The sequence below is a fragment of the Streptomyces sp. ISL-36 genome (genome assembly GCF_018614205.1).
Lineage (GTDB): Bacteria > Actinomycetota > Actinomycetes > Streptomycetales > Streptomycetaceae > Streptomyces.
The window spans coordinates 15,200-30,863 of sequence record NZ_JAGGOS010000148.1; the positions used below are offsets into that span (position 1 = coordinate 15,200).

The 15,664-nt window shown below is 71.3% G+C and carries 19 protein-coding genes and 1 pseudogene; 4 read left to right on the forward strand and 16 right to left on the reverse strand.

The features are described 5' to 3' along the window. Positions 1 to 62 precede the first annotated feature (62 nt). Positions 63 to 674 (reverse strand): TetR family transcriptional regulator, encoded by a 612-nt coding sequence (locus tag J7E93_RS32070; protein WP_215073544.1) that lies wholly within the window; start codon positions 672 to 674, stop codon positions 63 to 65. After that, the gene (locus J7E93_RS32075) at positions 671 to 1,429 is read right to left on the reverse strand and encodes a TetR/AcrR family transcriptional regulator (RefSeq protein WP_215073545.1); all 759 of its coding nucleotides are present in this window, start codon (positions 1,427 to 1,429) and stop codon (positions 671 to 673) included. Before J7E93_RS32075 ends, J7E93_RS32070 begins: the two co-directional genes overlap by 4 nt. A gap of 105 nt (positions 1,430 to 1,534) precedes the next feature. Here J7E93_RS32075 and J7E93_RS32080 point away from each other — a divergent pair, with 105 nt between their 5' ends. Both J7E93_RS32080 and J7E93_RS32085 read left to right on the forward strand, forming a co-directional pair. Beyond that, the gene (locus tag J7E93_RS32080) at positions 1,535 to 2,569 is read left to right on the forward strand and encodes an ATP-binding cassette domain-containing protein (protein WP_215073546.1); all 1,035 of its coding nucleotides are present in this window, start codon (positions 1,535 to 1,537) and stop codon (positions 2,567 to 2,569) included. Then, a complete protein-coding gene (locus tag J7E93_RS32085; protein ID WP_215073547.1) occupies positions 2,562 to 3,317 on the forward strand; it encodes an ABC transporter permease in 756 nt (251 codons plus the stop codon). The genes J7E93_RS32080 and J7E93_RS32085 overlap by 8 nt, the downstream gene beginning before the upstream one ends. A 179-nt stretch (positions 3,318 to 3,496) precedes the next feature. Here J7E93_RS32085 and J7E93_RS32090 read toward each other — a convergent pair whose 3' ends face one another. Continuing rightward, positions 3,497 to 4,741 carry a GNAT family N-acetyltransferase gene (locus tag J7E93_RS32090; RefSeq protein ID WP_215073548.1) on the reverse strand — a complete coding sequence of 415 codons (1,245 nt, stop codon included), beginning with the start codon at positions 4,739 to 4,741 and terminating at the stop codon, positions 3,497 to 3,499. Positions 4,742 to 4,848: 107 nt separating this feature from the next. Continuing rightward, on the reverse strand, positions 4,849 to 5,442 hold the full coding sequence (locus tag J7E93_RS32095) for an ABC transporter substrate-binding protein (protein ID WP_215073549.1): 594 nt from the start codon (positions 5,440 to 5,442) through the stop codon (positions 4,849 to 4,851). 126 nt (positions 5,443 to 5,568) lie between these two features. On the opposite strand from J7E93_RS32095, the gene dtd reads away from it, so the two are divergent. Further along, positions 5,569 to 5,994: a D-aminoacyl-tRNA deacylase gene (gene dtd, locus J7E93_RS32100; RefSeq protein WP_215073550.1), complete on the forward strand. Its 426-nt coding sequence runs from the start codon at positions 5,569 to 5,571 to the stop codon at positions 5,992 to 5,994. Between the two features lie 65 nt (positions 5,995 to 6,059). Here the strand turns inward: dtd and J7E93_RS32105 are convergent, their stop codons facing one another. The 6 genes from J7E93_RS32105 to J7E93_RS32130 all read right to left on the reverse strand — a co-directional run bounded on the left by J7E93_RS32105 (position 6,060) and on the right by J7E93_RS32130 (position 10,960). After that, positions 6,060 to 7,040, reverse strand: a complete 981-nt coding sequence (locus tag J7E93_RS32105) for a folate-binding protein YgfZ (RefSeq protein WP_215073551.1) — start codon at positions 7,038 to 7,040, stop codon at positions 6,060 to 6,062. A gap of 9 nt (positions 7,041 to 7,049) precedes the next feature. Then, complete coding sequence (locus tag J7E93_RS32110; RefSeq protein ID WP_215073552.1) at positions 7,050 to 7,487, reverse strand: Fur family transcriptional regulator; 438 nt, start codon at positions 7,485 to 7,487, stop codon at positions 7,050 to 7,052. A 49-nt stretch (positions 7,488 to 7,536) separates the two neighbouring features. Beyond that, positions 7,537 to 8,109 (reverse strand): FABP family protein, encoded by a 573-nt coding sequence (locus J7E93_RS32115; RefSeq protein WP_215073553.1) that lies wholly within the window; start codon positions 8,107 to 8,109, stop codon positions 7,537 to 7,539. A 225-nt stretch (positions 8,110 to 8,334) separates the two neighbouring features. After that, a complete protein-coding gene (locus J7E93_RS32120; protein ID WP_215073554.1) occupies positions 8,335 to 9,261 on the reverse strand; it encodes a hypothetical protein in 927 nt (308 codons plus the stop codon). Then, a complete protein-coding gene (locus J7E93_RS32125) occupies positions 9,258 to 10,115 on the reverse strand; it encodes a hypothetical protein (RefSeq protein ID WP_308368854.1) in 858 nt (285 codons plus the stop codon). Before J7E93_RS32125 ends, J7E93_RS32120 begins: the two co-directional genes overlap by 4 nt. A gap of 29 nt (positions 10,116 to 10,144) precedes the next feature. Next, a complete protein-coding gene (locus tag J7E93_RS32130; protein WP_251067385.1) occupies positions 10,145 to 10,960 on the reverse strand; it encodes a hypothetical protein in 816 nt (271 codons plus the stop codon). 104 nt (positions 10,961 to 11,064) lie between these two features. Here J7E93_RS32130 and J7E93_RS32135 point away from each other — a divergent pair, with 104 nt between their 5' ends. Beyond that, the gene (locus tag J7E93_RS32135) at positions 11,065 to 11,427 is read left to right on the forward strand and encodes a DsrE family protein (RefSeq protein WP_215073555.1); all 363 of its coding nucleotides are present in this window, start codon (positions 11,065 to 11,067) and stop codon (positions 11,425 to 11,427) included. Positions 11,428 to 11,445: 18 nt separating this feature from the next. On the opposite strand, the gene J7E93_RS32140 is transcribed toward J7E93_RS32135, so the two are convergent. From J7E93_RS32140 to J7E93_RS32160, 6 genes and pseudogenes are all read right to left on the reverse strand, one after another. Then, positions 11,446 to 11,739: a DUF3099 domain-containing protein gene (locus J7E93_RS32140; protein ID WP_308368855.1), complete on the reverse strand. Its 294-nt coding sequence runs from the start codon at positions 11,737 to 11,739 to the stop codon at positions 11,446 to 11,448. 757 nt (positions 11,740 to 12,496) lie between these two features. Further along, positions 12,497 to 12,784 carry a DUF1416 domain-containing protein gene (locus tag J7E93_RS32145; protein WP_215073556.1) on the reverse strand — a complete coding sequence of 96 codons (288 nt, stop codon included), beginning with the start codon at positions 12,782 to 12,784 and terminating at the stop codon, positions 12,497 to 12,499. Between the two features lie 49 nt (positions 12,785 to 12,833). After that, the gene (locus J7E93_RS32150) at positions 12,834 to 13,679 is read right to left on the reverse strand and encodes a sulfurtransferase (protein ID WP_215073557.1); all 846 of its coding nucleotides are present in this window, start codon (positions 13,677 to 13,679) and stop codon (positions 12,834 to 12,836) included. 141 nt (positions 13,680 to 13,820) lie between these two features. Next, entirely contained in the window at positions 13,821 to 13,901 is an 81-nt protein-coding gene (locus J7E93_RS38455; protein WP_350497993.1) for a putative leader peptide, read from the reverse strand. Between the two features lie 184 nt (positions 13,902 to 14,085). After that, positions 14,086 to 14,775: a DUF2993 domain-containing protein gene (locus J7E93_RS32155; protein WP_215073558.1), complete on the reverse strand. Its 690-nt coding sequence runs from the start codon at positions 14,773 to 14,775 to the stop codon at positions 14,086 to 14,088. Positions 14,776 to 14,867: 92 nt separating this feature from the next. Beyond that, a pseudogene (locus J7E93_RS32160) lies at positions 14,868 to 15,664 on the reverse strand (hypothetical protein); the annotation flags it as partial.

A 15,664-nucleotide genomic window follows, 5' to 3' on the forward strand; every position in this document is an offset into this window, starting at 1 on the left:
TCCACGAAGGATAGAGGAATGCGTTACCGAGTTACATTTTTTACCGAGTATCGATTACTGCCCTAGGCGTACGGCAGCCCTTCCCGCAGGCCCCGGAAGGCACGCTCGGCCGCCGCGACCGCCTCGGGGTACACCGCGTCGGCGGCCTCCCCCTCCGCCATCCGGCGCGCGTTCTCCTCGGCGAGGATCCGCGTCACGGCGACGATCTGGCCGGCGGCGAGCCGGGCCGCCAGCGGATCTCCGCCGAGCTCCTCGGTCAGCGCCGCCTCCGACCTGCGCTGATACCCGTACATCCGGGCCACCAGGGCGGGCGTGCCGTACAGCAGCCGCTGGAAGGCGAGGACGGCCGGATCGTCACAGAGACCGGTCACCGGGTCCCGCCGCTCCAGGCCCTCCAGGAAGTGGGCGCGCAAGGCGCCGAGCGGCCCGCCGCCGCCCGGGCGGGCGGCCGCGACGACCCGGGCCGCCTCGTCCTCGTGGTCGGCGAACCGGTGGAGCGCCAGGTCCTCCTTGGCCGGGAAGTAACGGAAGAGGGTCGGCTTGGAGACCTCGGCGGCGGCCGCGATCTCGGCGACGGAGACGGCCTCGAAGCCCTTCTCCAGGAAGAGGGCGATGGCCGCGTCGGAGATCAGCGTGCGGGTCTGCCGCTTCTTGCGCTCCCGAAGGCCGCTCACTTCACCGCCTCCACCAGCGGCGCGATCCCGTCGAGGATCCGCTCCAGGCCGAAGCGGAACTCGTGGTCCGGCTCGTCCGGCTCGTCCATCACGCCCGAGTCCAGCATCCGCGCCACCGCCGGGAACCGCGCCGGGTCGGCCAGACGGCGCAGGGTGTGGCCGTAGCGGGAGAGAACCTCCTCCGGACCGTCGCCGCTCGCGGCGATCACGGCTGCGAGATCGGCCGTCATCAGGGCCTCGTTGCGGACGAAGCCGCCGATCAGCATGATCACCGACACCTTCGTGCCCTCGTCGAGCCCGGTGTCCGCGAGCGCGACCATGCCCCACTCCCACCAGGCCACCGCGTTCGGGGTCGCGGGCGGACCGGAGAGCGGGATGCGGAGCATCCAGAGATTGCGGTGATAGACCTCGCGCAGCGCACCGGCCCACCGCTCCAGACCCTCGCGCCAGCCGGTACCGGGCTCGGGCAGCGGCGGCGGCGCGCCCGTGGCCACGTCCTGCATCAGGATGTACAGCTCGCGCTTGGCGCCCACATAGCGGTAGAGGGACATGGTGGAGACGCCGAGCTCCTTGGCGATCCGCCCCATGGAGACGGCGTCGAGCCCCTCCGCCGCGGCGATCCGCACGGCCGCGTCGACGATCCGGTCGAGGGTGAGGCCGGGCTTGGGCCCCTTGGCGGGGCGCTCCCGCAGCCCCCAGGCGGCCTCGATGCTCGCGGGCAGGAACGAGCCGCCCTCGCCTTTGCCGTCCGCCATGAGTCGCCGCCTCCACACCTCGCGCTTGACGCCCATCCTAGTAATGCGTAACCCTTACACAGTGACGCGTATGCCATACGCAGTAACGGCCCAAGGAGCACACCCATGCCACCCGCCGTGGAAACCACCGCCCTACGCAAGTCCTACGGGGACGTCCTCGTCCTCGACTCCCTCGATCTCCGCGTCGAAGAGGGCACCGTCTTCGCCCTGCTCGGCCCCAACGGCGCCGGAAAGACCACCACCGTCCGCATCCTCACCACGCTGACCCGCCCCGACGCCGGTCACGCGCGCGTGGCCGGGTACGACGTCGTCGGCGAGCGGTCCAGGGTCCGCCGGGCCATCAGCCTCACCGGGCAGTTCGCCGCGGTCGACGAGATGCAGACCGGCGCCGAGAACCTGCGCATGACGGCCCGCCTCTCGGGCCTCGACCGCGCGGCCGCACACCGGCGCGCCACCGAACTCCTGGAGCGCTTCGGCCTCGCCGACGCCGGAGGGCGCCTGGTCAAGACGTACTCGGGCGGCATGCGCCGCCGCCTCGACCTCGCGGCCGGCCTGGTCCGCGACCCCGGCCGGACGGCCGTGGTCTTCCTCGACGAACCCACCACCGGACTCGACCCGCGCAGCCGCCAGGAGCTCTGGCAGATCGTCCGCGCGCTCTCCGACGCCGGCACGACCGTCTTCCTCACCACCCAGTACCTGGAGGAGGCGGACCGGCTCGCCGACCGCATCGCCGTCATGGACACCGGCCGGATCGTCGCCGAGGGCACCGCCGAGGAGCTCAAGACCCGCGTCGCCGGCCACCGCCTCGACCTCGTCCTGCGCGACCGGGAGAGCTATCTGCGGCTCGCCGGGCAGGCGGTCCACCGCTCCCCCGAGACACTCACCCTCGGCATCCCGACCGACGGCAGCGCCACCCGGGTCCGCGCCCAGCTCGACGCGCTCGACCCCGACCGCACCGACGTCGTCCGCTTCTCCCTCCACACGGCGACGCTCGACGACGTCTTCCTGACCCTCACCGCCAAGCAGCCCGACACGGCGGCCGAGGAGCGGAACACGGCGGCCGAGCAGCGGGGCAGCGCGGCTCAGGAGCGGGACGCGGCGGCCCAGGAGCCCGACACGAAGGAGCCCACCCATGTCTGACGCCCTCATCGCGACGGGCACGATGACCGGCCGCGGCATCCGCCTCAGCCGCCGCGACATCGACGCCGTCATCACCTCGATGATGCTGCCGATCATGCTGATGCTGATCTTCGTCTACTTCTTCGGCGGCGCCATCGACACCGGCACCCGGTACGTGACGTACGTCGTCCCCGGCGTCCTGATCCTCTGCTCCGGCTTCGGCGCGGCGAGCACCGCCGTCTCCGTCAGTGAGGACATGAAGGGCGGGATCATCGACCGGTTCCGCACGCTGGACGTCGGCGGGACGCCGATCCTCGCCGGCCACGTCGACGCGAGCGTGGCCCGCAACCTCCTCGCCACCTGCCTGGTGTTCGGCGTCGCCTTCCTCATCGGCTTCCGCCCCTCGGCCACCGCCTTCGGCTGGCTCGCCGCGATCGGCCTGCTCATCGCCTTCATCACGGCGATCTCATGGCTGTCGGCGGCGGTCGGGCTGCTCACCAAGAGCCCCGAGGCGGCGGGCGGTGCCACCTTCTTCATGATGTTCCTGCCCTACCCGAGCAGCGCGTTCGTACCGATCGACACCATGCCCGGCTGGCTGCACGGCTTCGCCGAGCACCAGCCGGTGACCCCGGTGATCGAATCACTGCGCGGTCTGCTCCTCGACCAGCCCGTCGGCAGCACGCCGTGGATCGCCCTGGCGTGGTGCGCGGGCATCCTCGCGATCGCGGTGGCCGCCTCCGGCGCCCTGTTCTCCCGGCGTACGGCGTAGCCCGCGGCGGCGCTGCGGCTCAGGGCCTCAGGGCCTCAGGGCCTCAGGGCCTCAGGGCCTCAGGGCCTCAGGAGCTAAACGGCTCGGCGGCTCGGCGGCGCTGCGGCGCTGCGGCGCTGCGGCGCTGCGGCTCAGGAGCCCCATGGCTCTGCGGCTCACCGCCTCCGTGGCTCTGCGGCTCAGAAGATGTCGGGGCACCATGGCCGGCGGGAGGCCCGCAGCAGGGTGTCCGCGAGGGCGGCGGCACCCGGGGTGGCCTCCTCGACCCGGCCGAGGGCGGCCAGCCGCACCACCGACTCGTCACCGAGCGAGAGCGTGCCCAACTCGCCGATGTCGAAGGCGAGATCGGCCGACTCGGTGGTACGGGAGCAGGTGGCACCCTCCGGGGAGGCGTCCAGCCGGTAGCGGCCGCCGGCCAGGCCCGCGGGGTCGCGCAGATCGAGGACGAGCGTGCCGGAGGCGGCGTACGTACGGCTCTCCAGCACCTTGGCGACGTCCAGGACCCTGACCCAGAGCATGTCCGCGTGCGTGGTGACACGGGCGGCGCGCGGGTCGGGGAGCAGCAGCGGCAGTAGGTCGTCGGGGGCGCGGAAGCCGGACTTGACCGTCGTGACCCAGTCGATGGAGCAGAGGAAGAGCCACAAGGCCCGCTCGGCGGCCGGCGTGACCGCGATCAGATCCTTGACCGTGGCCGTGTTCAGCGGCTGCTTGCCGTCCTCCCACTTGTCGTCGCAGGTGTAGGAGACGTACCCCTGGGGCTGGTCGGCCTCGTCCCGGTAGACCGCGTAGAACGGCTCGGTCCAGGGAGTGTGCTGGTGGCCGCGGCCGGTCAGGAGGTCCCAGCCGCGGGCCTCCCGCCCGACGATCCCGGCCCGGATCCCGCCCAGTCGGCGGTGCAGCTCGGGGGCGGTCTTGCGGATCTCCTCGGCGTCGGCGAAGTCGATCCGGCCGCCGTCCTCGGGCCGCCCGGAACGGCGCGGGTCCAGACCGGCCCGGCGGACGTCCACCGTCCACTCCGTGGTCCAGGTCGCGGGGCCGAAGCCGAACCGGCCGTAGATCGGGTACTCGGCGGCGATGAGGGTGGCGACGGCGTCCCCCCGCTCCTTCGCGGCGGCGAGGTCCCGCGCCATCATCCGGCTGAGCAGCCCGCGACGGCGGTGGGTCGCGGAGACCGTGACGCCGCTGACCGCGTCGGCGACGAGCGAGCCGCCGCCGACCGTGCTCAACTCCTGCGTGAACGACCGGAAGGTGGCGACGATCCGACCGCGTTCGAAGACGCCGAGGACCCGGGAGAGATCGGTGTGCGGCAGCCGGTCGGCGACCTCCTCGTCCGTCACGACGGGAGGTCGGAGAAATCCGGTGTTGATGGCCTTCAACCAGTCGGGGTACTCGGACTCGACGACGGCACGCACCTCGAAGCTCATTCCCCGAGGCTATGCCGCACCCCCTGCCCACGCACCCGACTTTCCCGGGCGCCCGCCGCCCGCGGCCCGCCGCCTGCGGCGCGCCGTCTGCGGCCCGCCGCCCGCCGTCACATCAACAGGTCGTCCACCTGCGCCTCGCCCTCGCGGTAGCGGCGGGCGATCTCCGCGCTGCAGTCGTCGGCCGTCCGCTGCAGTTGCTGCCGCCGCCGCGAGACCTGCTGCTCGTACCCCGCAAGCCGCCCCATCGCCGTGTGCAGCTCGTCGTCCGTGCGCGCACCGAGGTCCGACAGCTCGACCTCCGAGAGCATCTCCGCCGCGAGCCGCCGGTACTCCTCGCTGCGCGGCGTCGACAGCGTCACGTGCCGCGCCGAGGTCCGCAGCCGCGAGGGCGCGTCCGCGAGGATCTCCGAGAGCCGGTCGAGGACCGGCGCCTCCGGATCCGTACGCCGGGCGAGCTCGGCCCGCAGAATGTCGATCCGGCCCTGCAGCATCCGCCGTACGTAGCTGAGGTCCGCCTCGTCGCCCTGCGCGTCACGGCGCAGCGCCCGCAGCTCCGGGAGCCGCAGGGCCGCGAGGTCCGGCTGTGATCGCTCCGGCAGCGCCGCCTCACCCGTCCGCTGCAGGGGTGGACGTACGGCCGCGCCGACACTGGTCAGCGGTACGGGACCGGACGGCATCTGCCCGGCGCCAGGTGCACTCATGTGAATCGTCCCCTCGACCGGTGCGGAACCGCACCGCCTGACACGCATGGTGCCACTCCCGCACGTGTGTGTGCAGGCGCTCTGCACCCGTTCGGCCGCAGATGGGCGGTCTGTAGGTTGGTCCGTATGCGTGCAGTGGTACAGAGGGTGGACGGCGCGAGCGTCGTCGTGGCAGGGGAGACGGTCGGCCGGATCGTCGGCGAAGGACTGTGTGTGCTGGTGGGAGTCACCCACGAGGACACGCCGGAGAAGGCGGCCCAACTGGCCAGAAAGCTCTGGTCCGTCCGGATCCTGGAGGGAGAGAAATCCTGCTCGGACGTTGATGCGCCCTTGTTGGTGATTTCTCAGTTCACCCTCTACGGGGACGCCCGCAAGGGCCGCAGGCCCACCTGGAACGCCGCCGCGCCCGGGCCGGTCGCCGAACCGCTCGTCGACGAGGTGGTCTCCCAGCTGCGGGCCCTGGGCGCGCACGTGGAAACGGGCCGGTTCGGAGCGTCCATGCGGGTTTCGCTCACGAACAACGGCCCGTTCACGGTCCTGATCGAGGTGTAGGACCGGACGCCGGCGGGCTCCGGCCCCACGGCCAACGCCGACGCGACCGGCTGACGGCCTACGGCCTACGGCTCGACGATCGTCTCCTGGGCCGCGGCCGTATCCCCGGCGAGCAGCTCCGCGTCCACCGGCAGGTTCCGCTTCACCATCGCCAGGGCGATCGGCCCCAGTTCGTGGTGGCGGCCGGAGGTGGTGATGAAGCCCAGCTGGCGCCCCTCGGCGCCGTCCGCCGCGAGCCGGATCGGGGTGCCGTGCCCCGGCAGGTGGACCTCGCTGCCGTCCAGGTGCAGGAAGACCAGCCGGCGCGGCGGCTTCCCCAGGTTCTGGACCCGGGCGACGGTCTCCTGCCCCCGGTAACAGCCCTTCTGCAGGTGCACCGCGCTGCCGATCCACCCCAGCTCGTGCGGGATGGTCCGGTGATCGGTCTCGAAACCGAGCCGCGGCCGGTGCTCCTCGATCCGCAGCGCCTCGTGGGCGAGGATGCCCGCCGCGGGGCCGTGCGAGGCCGCGAACGCCTCCAGGTCGGCCCGGGGCAGGAACAGCTCACGGCCGTGCGGGGTCTCCCGTACGACCACGCCCTTCGGCACCTCGGCGATGGAGCCGGCCGGCAGATGGACGACGGCGATGTCGTCCGTACGGTCGGCGACCTCGACCCGGTAGAAGAACTTCATCGACTCCAGATACGCGATCAGCTCGTCCTGCGTACCGGGCTCGACATGCGCCCAGACCGTCTCGCCGTCGTCGACGAGATAGAGGGCGTGCTCGATGTGCCCGTTGGCGGAGAGGATCAGCGCCTCGGTGGCCTGACCGGCCGGGAGCTCGCTGACGTGCTGGGTGACCAGCAGGTGCAGCCAGCTGAGCCGGTCGTCCCCGGAGACGGTGACGACACCGCGGTGCGAGAGGTCGACGAAGCCGTCGCCCGCGGCGAGGGCGCGCTGCTCACGGAAGAGATCGCCGTAGTGCGCGGCGACGCCATCGTCACGGCCTTCGGCGGGAACGGCGCCGGGCAGGGACAGCAGGGGGCTGTGCGGAGAATGTCGCTGCATGCCGTAAGCCTACGACTCGCCGGCGGCCGCCTTGCGGGAGCAGTCCTCGCACCGGCCGAAGATCGCGAAATGCTTCATGTCCGTCTCGAAACCGAAGGTCTCGCGGAGCTTCCCGGTGAACTCGGCGGCGACCTCGACGTCCGCCTCGATGACGTTCGTACAGTCCCGGCAGACCAGATGCAGATGGTGGTGCCGGTCGGCGAGGTGGTACGTCGGTGCTCCGTGGCCCAGATGGGCATGGCTGACCAGGCCGAGCTCCTCCAGGAGCTCCAGCGTCCGGTAGACCGTGGAGATGTTCACGCCGGAGGCGGTCTTGCGGACCTCACCGAGGATGTCGTCGGGGGTCGCGTGCTCGAGCGTGTCCACCGCCTCCAGGACAAGCTGGCGCTGAGGCGTCAGCCGGTAGCCACGCTGCCGCAGGTCGCTCTTCCAGTCGGTGCTCACCACGCCCCCCAGTGTAGGAGGGCGTGGCCTGATCGCGCCGTTCCCGGCCGTCCTACTTGAAGAAGGCGATGCCGTCGTCCGGCAGGTCGCCCAGGCCGCGCGCCATCTCGGCGACCTCCTCGGGCGTCACGACCTTCTTCAGGTGGGCCGACATGTAGGGCCGCAGCGGGACCTCGGGGGTGGCCTTCTCGCCCACCCACATCAGGTCGCCCTTGACGTAGCCGTAGAGCCGCTTGCCGCCGCTGTACGGGCCTGAGGCGGCGGTCCGCGCGACGGCGTCCGTCACGAGGTCGATCTGCGGCTTCTGGTCGGCGAGCTCGCCGTACCAGATCTCCACGATGCCCTGGTCACGGACCATGACGATCTCGACCTTGCGGTCCTTGTCGATCCGCCAGTAGCCGCTCTCGCTCTCCAGCGGACGGATCTGGTTGCCGTCGTTGTCCAGGACCCAGGAGCGCGAGACGTACTCGATGAAGTCACGGCCGTCGTGGCTGAACGTCACGGACTGGCCGAAGTTGCACTTCTCCGCGCCGGGGAAGTCGGAGACGCCCGCGCCTTCCCACGTGCCGAGGAGGAACGCGAGGGGGACGAGGTCCGGATTGAGGTCGGACGGGATCTCGATCATGAGCAGCTCTTGGCGATCTGTAGAGGTGATTAACGCTGGCCCTGGTACAGCTTCTTCACGGTCAGACCCGCGAAGGCGAGCACGCCGACGCAGACCAGAATCAGCAGAGCTTCGAAGAAAACGATCACGGAGTGCTCCTCGAATGAGCGTGAAGGCGGAACGGGCCGAACCCCAGCTTAGTCGGCGGGGGCCCGGCCCTCTCCGTGAGGTGGGTCAACGCGGCGGCTAGCCCAGAAGCTGGTTCTGCAGGGTGACGGTCTGCTCGAACGGGACCAGGAGCGCGTCCCCCTTGCGGGACTGGGTGACCAGCGCGACTGTGTCCCCGGCCTGGATGTAGGCCCAGCGGGTCTGCTCGGACCCCGTCGGCAGCTCCACGAAGGAGTACAGGGCGGTGTACGGCACTCCGACCGCGCTCGCCAGGGCGCTCTCCATCTGCACGCCCTCGACGCCCTCCAGGAGCGGACCGTCGACCGAGCCGGCCTTCAGTGCGTCGTCTTTGAAGGCCTCGGCGAAGGCCACCGAGTTGAACCGCAGCAGATGGATCCGGGTCGTCGTGCCGTCCGGCGTGGTCCAGCCGCGGGCCGCGACGTGGCGCAGCGCGGAGTCGGCCAGGGCCTCCTTCAGCGCCGCCCGGTCGTCCTGCCGGTAGAGCGACAGGTACTGGTCCAGGGCGACCCATCCGCCGTTCCGCTTCGGGTCCACCGTGGCGCCGGCCGGGGCGGGCAGGAGGAGGGCGCGGAGGTCGGCGTGGTGGACCTCGCCGTCGTTGCCCTCGGAGAAGGGGCGCGGCGAGCCCTGCGGCAGAGCCGGGAGGCGGAGCGTCGGGTACTCCCAGCGGCCGTCGTGCTCGGTCGCGAGACCGGGTACGTCGGTGCGCTCCATGGAGGTGATCCCCAGCGCGGTCCCGGCGCCGAGCCCACCGCACACGACCACGGCGGCGGTCCACCGGGCGACGGCCCACAGCACGCGCCGGGTGGCGCCGGACGCGGCGGGGACGGGGGCCTCGGTGACCTCGGGGACCTCGGTGTCCTCGGTGTCCTCGGGGCCGGCTTCGGCGGTTTCGGAGGCGTCGGTGGCTTCGGTGACGTCGGGGCCTTCGGGTGCGGGGTCCGGGAGAACCGTGTCCGCGATGGTGTCCGTCTGCTCGGTCATACGTACTCCCCCGGGGACGTGATGTGGTCCAGCTGCTGCTTCACGATCTCCGCCACCGCCGACTTGTCCATCGGCTTGACGCCCGAGGCGGTGACCGAGACGGAGACGTCGGCGTCGTACCCCGTGCACACCATCACGTCCAGCTCGTCGGCCCGGTCCTCCTCGTCCAGGGTCGGGTCCTCCGGGAACATGAAGCAGGCGGAGTTCTTGTGGCCGCCGATCTTCGGCCCCTTCGGGAGCTCCAGGAGGCCGAACAGCTCCTTCCGGAGCTCGAACACCTCGCGGATCCGATTCCTGTCCTTCATCCGCGTGATGTGCACCGTCATCACGAGATCCGTGTCGCTCGACACGAACGAGCGGACCGCGACGCCCTGGACGCCGAGACGGTCGACCCGCTTCTCGTAGTCGCGGCGCTTCTTGCCGGCGAGTCCCGCGGCCTCCTGCTTCAGGAGCGCGGCGGCCTCCTTCGCGCCCAGCTCCCCGTCGTTCCCGTACGCCTCGACGTCGGGGCCGAGCTCGTAGCCGGACGGAACGGGCAGCAGCAGCTTGCTGAGCGGCGTCGAGGCCTTGCCGCGGGTGGCGCCGAGTGTCGCCGGGTCCTTCCCTCCCCGCTGCGGGTCCGGGCTCTCCCAGACGACGGTGGGCGCCGACCGGTCCGCGGCACCGACGGTGATCCCCGTGTACGTCAGGCCACCGCCGATCGCACCGAGGACGAGCACGGCGGGCAGGACGACGGTCAGCAGCGTGCGCCCGCGCCGGGGCCTCGTCGGCTCGTCCGTCGGAAGGGTCGCAGCGGTCGCGGCGGTCGCGGCGAACACGTCGGCCGCCTCGGTCTCGTCGGTCTCGTCGGTCACGGTGTTCCGGTCCTCGTTCCGGTCCTCGCTCACAGGCGCCCCAGCTGTCGCTCGGCCACCGAAGCGATGTCCTTCGCGGAGATCTTCTTCGTGTCGTGGATGAAGATCTCCACGGCGATTTCACCCCGGTGGAAATAGGCCCGCGCCTCGTAGTGGTCGAGATAGCCCGACGTCCGCTCCACGGGGAAGAGGTAGTAGCGGCCGTTGGTGGAGCCCTCGATCGGATCGCCCTCGTCACGGGCGAAGTCCTCCTCGGGCATGTAGTCCATCTGGCTCTCGGAGTGGTCCTGCGCACTGAGCTGATCGCCGGAGCGGTACTGGACGAGCCGGATCTCCGTCGTCCGGTGCTCACCGGTCTCCCACGAGGTGGTCGCGACGCGCCGGAGCCGGAGGCCCAGCTGATACCTGAGCGCCCTGCCGGGGCGATTGAAGCGGCTCGCGTACACGGCCGGCGACATCCAGCCGTCGGCGTCCGCGAACTCCGCCTTCTTCGCCCCCGCCGGCTTGGGAAGCAGCAGCTTGCGCAGGTCCCCGTCCGTCTTGACCTTGCGGTCCTCGGCGGCCGTGAGCGCCACTGGCTCCTGCCCCTTCGGCAGCGGACCCGGGTACGCGAGGGCCGGCTGGTTCAGCGCGGGGAGCGGAGTCGGCTCCCGCTCGGCCTGGACGCCGTAGCCCACGGCCGTACCGCCGACGACGCCGAGGACGGCGGCGACGGCGATGAGACCAAGGGTCCGGCCCGTACGCCGTCGCGGCCCTTGCGGCTCCACCGCCGCCTCCGCGACCTCCTCCGTCTCCTCCCCGCCCGGAGGCGATATCGGATATTGGATACTTTCTTCGGTACTCAAAGTCCCCCCACGAGACATTGGAAGCGCGGATTCCATAAACCGCGCACCCCACTGACACGTGAGTGATGCAGGGGGTTGTGGAGGATCGCATTACAGTTCGACATATGGCGAAGAAGCTCGTGATCAAGGTGACCGCCGGGGCCGACGCCCCCGAACGCTGCTCCCAGGCCTTCACCGTGGCCGCCGTCGCCGTGGCCAGCGGGGTCGAGGTCTCGCTCTGGCTGACCGGGGAGTCGTCGTGGTTCGCCCTCCCGGGACGAGCCGCCGAGTTCGAGCTGCCGCACGCGGCGCCGCTGCCGGACCTGATCGACTCGATCCTGTCGGCCGGCCGCATCACGCTCTGCACGCAGTGCGCGGCGCGCCGCGAGATCACGGAGAAGGACGTCCTGGAGGGCGTACGGATCGCCGGCGCCCAGGTCTTCGTCCAAGAGGCCATGACCGACGGCACCCAGGCCCTGGTCTACTGACCGCCCCGGTCCACCGACTCACGGCTCCCGGCGCTTCTTGCCGTCGAGCTCGTCCCACCACTCGTCGGACTTCGGGTCGCCCGAGGGATCGTCCCACCAGCGGTCCTCGGGCCCGCGCCGGTTCGCGATCATCGCGGCGACCGGCGGAATGACCATGGCGACCACACACATCCCGATGGCGACCGGCATCGAGAACAGCCGCACCACGGCCCAGGCGCCCACGAAGAGGGCCAGGCAGACGCCCATCATCCAGAAGTAGACATGCCGCCGGCGCGCGTACATGCCTTCAGCGTACGACCGCCGACACCTCACGGGCAGACCCGCCGAAGCTCGTGCCTGAGGGCCGGCCGACGGGTGCCCGGACCTGATGTCAGCACCTCCTGCCAGGATGCTGCCGTGACAGCCACACGTGATCAGCGTCCTTCCGAGTCCACCCTGGACTTCCTGCGTTCCGCGTTCCCGCCGGAATGGCGCGAGCCGGCGCTCGGCCAGGAAGGTGTCGGAGCGTGGGAGGCGGAGAACGGGGTGGCCCTTCCGGAGCCGTACAGGACCCTCATCGCGGAGATCAGCAACGGGACCGGCCTCGGCCCCGCTGGGGACGGCGGTCTCCAGCCACTCGGTCGGCTGCCGGAGAGCTGGCCCGACCTCGGCCCGCGGCAGCCGGGGGAACCGTTCCCGCTGGAGGCGGCCTGGGTCTGGGAGGACGACGAGAGCATCGACTCCGAGGACCCGCGGATCGATGCCGCGTACAACGACGGGTCCGTCGTCCTCGGGTCCGAGGACGGGCAGTCGTTCTGGCTCCTGCTGACGACAGGCGCCCGCCGCGGCGAGGTGTGGAGGTCGCCGACGTGGGCGCGATCCCGGCGCACACGGACCACGCATGGGGCTTCGAGGAATGGGTGCGGCACTGGCACACGGGCAACGACTGGTGGGAATGAGCACAGCCGTCCTCGGCCGCGGCGACGCGTGCGGACAGCGCCCGCGAGCAGACCGAAGGGCCGCATCTCAGGTCATGTAGGGCGTCCAACCCCCCAAGAGTGCGGCCCTTCGGCCGATCAGTGGTGCGGCGTCACACCGCGATGGCGACCTCCGCCAGGCCACCCTTCTGCGCCACGACCTTGCGGTCGGCGGTGCCGCCCGGCACCAGGGCGCGGACGGTCCAGGTGCCCTCGGCCGCGTAGAAGCGGAACTGGCCCGTGGCGGAGGTGGGGACCTCCGCGGTGAACTCGCCGGTCGAGTCCAGGAGGCGGACGTAACCGGTGACGGGCTCGCCGTCCTTGGTCACGAAGCCCTGGATGGTGGTCTCACCGGGCTTGATCGTCGAGGCGTCGGGGCCGCCGGCCTTCGCTCCACACATGTTTTCTGTCCTTACGGTCGAGGGGTCCGGAGATCGGGAGGTCCGGGGCTTACTTGTTGGCGCCGAGCTCGATCGGCACGCCGACGAGGGAGCCGTACTCGGTCCAGGAACCGTCGTAGTTCTTGACGTTCTCGACGCCGAGCAGCTCGTGCAGGACGAACCAGGTCAGCGCGGAGCGCTCACCGATGCGGCAGTAGGCGATGGTGTCCTTCGCCAGGTCGACCTGCTCGTCCTCGTAGAGGGCCTTGAGCTCGTCGTCCGACTTGAAGGTGCCGTCGTCGTTGGCGTTCTTCGACCACGGGATGTTGCGGGCGCTCGGCACGTGGCCGGGGCGCTGCGACTGCTCCTGCGGGAGGTGGGCCGGGGCGAGCAGCTTGCCGGAGAACTCGTCGGGCGAGCGGACGTCGACCAGGTTCTGGGCGCCGATCGCGGACACGACGTCGTCGCGGAAGGCGCGGATCGAGGTGTCCTGGGCCTTGGCCTTGTACTCGGTGGCCGGGCGGTTCGGGACCTCGGAGCCGTCGACCAGGTCGCGGGAGTCGAGCTCCCACTTCTTGCGGCCGCCGTCGAGGAGCTTCACGTCCTGGTGGCCGTAGAGCTTGAAGTACCAGTAGGCGTAGGACGCGAACCAGTTGTTGTTGCCGCCGTAGAGGACGACCGTGGTGTCGTTCGCGATGCCCTTGGCCGAGAGGAGCTTCTCGAAGCCCTCCTGGTCGATGAAGTCGCGGCGGACCGGGTCCTGCAGGTCCTGGGTCCAGTCGATCCGGATCGCGTTGCGGATGTGGTTCTTCTCGTAGGCCGAGGTGTCCTCGTCGACCTCGACGATCGCGACCTGCGGGTTGTCGAGGTTCGCCTCGACCCAATCGGCGTCTACCAGGACGTCGCTGCGGCTCATGCTGTTTCTCCTCCGGGGCAGTGTTCGGCGGTGTGGCGCAAGGTGGTGCGGGTACGCGTCATCGCGTGCGTACGGCTACACGGGTTGGCCCCGACCGCGTCGGTCGAAGGGCCTGGGGAATGCGGGACTCGAGCGTCCCGCTCAGACGGAGCGACAGAGCATGGCGGCGACGCGGCACAGGTCTACTGCCCGCCGCTTCGTGAGATCCGCCTGTCGCTTCATGCCCTCGATCGTAGGGACGGACAGGCGGCCGTGTCACCGGTGTGTCGTATTTTGAGACGCGATCGTCCGAGATGTGGGACGCGATCACTCGGAAGGGCCGGTACGGGCCTCTCCTCGCCCGGCTGTCCCGGTTCTGTTTCTACGGATCGGACGGCAGCGTCTCACCATGTGGCCGAGCGCGTTCTCAGCCCGCCAGGACGACATCCTTGCCGGTCACCGCGATGGCCACGCCGTCCTCGCGCGCCTCGACCTTCTCCAGCTTCATGCCCGCCGGCAGGCCGCCGATCCGCCGGTCGAAGTCGGTGCGCTGCCGGACCAGGTCCTCCACACCGGGGATGCCCTCACCGGGCACCTCGTCGGCCCGGACCCGGATCGTGTCCCCGTTCACCACGGTCACCGTGGACAGGACGGTGCGAGTGACCGTGCGGCCCAGGATCCGGATGCTGCCGGTGACCTTCACCTTGCCGTTGCCGCCGTGGGCGATCTGCACGTCCCGCTCGGCGGCCGCGGTGAGGTCGGCGTACGAGATGAGCGCGGTGCCCTCGGCGGTGGCCGCCCGGGCGCTGGTGTAGTCGCCGTTCAGGGTCACGTCGTGGAGCGTGGCGGACATCTCGCTGATCCGGATCTTGCGGCTGCCGGCCGTGGCCTCGACACCCGTCAGGGCCACGTCGACCTCGTCGAACCGCTCGTCCATGATCTGGGTAAGGAACGGGAAGCCCTTGATGTCGACGTCCGTCGAGCCGGCCCGGGCGGGGCCGAGCCGGACGCGGTCGGCGGCCTCCGACTCCGCGTAGGCGACCGCGAGGCGGTCGACTCCGACGAAGACCCCGCCGAGCACGACGGCAACGATCAGCAATATGCGCAGTGCTCGCACGGCCCGCACGCCCCCAAAAAAGTTCCGGCCCCCCGACACGAAGATCGACGTGTCGGAGGGCCGGTTGGTTCCCGCTCGGTCCCGCGGCGCGGTCAGCCCAGCGCGCGGCCCAGCAGGTAGACGGCGGGTGCGGCGGCGGTCAGCGGCAGCGCGACGCCGGCCGTCATGTGCACGAACCGGGACGGGTAGTCGTAGCTCGCGACCCGCAGTCCCACCAGCGCGGACGCACCGGCCGCGAGGCCGAGCAGCGCCCCGGAGGAGCCCAGGCCGGTCATCGAACCGGCCGCGATTCCGGCGCCCGCGGCGGCGAGTAGCGCGACCACGAGGGAGACCGGTCCGGGCAGCGGGAGCGCGCGGGCCAGGGCGGCTGCGGCGACCGCGACCCCGCCGACGACCACGGCGTCCGGTGCGGCGCCGAGGTGCCCGGTGGCCACGATCGTCAGGGCCGCCGAGGTGACGGTGGCCATCAGGCCGTACATCCGCTCGTCCGGGTCGGCGTGGCTGCGCAGCTGGAGGACGAGGGTGAGCAGGACCCAGACGCCGAGGGTGCCCATGATCGCGGCGGGCGCGTTCTCGCGGCCGGCGGCGAGCAGGGCGATGTCGGCGGTCACTCCGCCGGCGAAGGCGAGGGCGATGCCCTGACGGGCGGGCCACATGCCGTTGAGCCGGAACCAGCCGGCCGCGGTGACGGCCTGGAGCAGGACGAGCGGCACGAGCAGGGCGTACGGGCCGAGGGCGGCGCCGCCGGCGAGCAGGGCGCCGAGGGCCGCGGTGAGGGCGGCCGGCCGCAGCCCGGGCTCGATGACGGGCGAGCGGCCCTCGGCGCGGGCGCGCTGGGCGGCGGTCATCCGGGTGTTGCCCGAGGTGGTCGGCGCGGAGTACGCGGGCG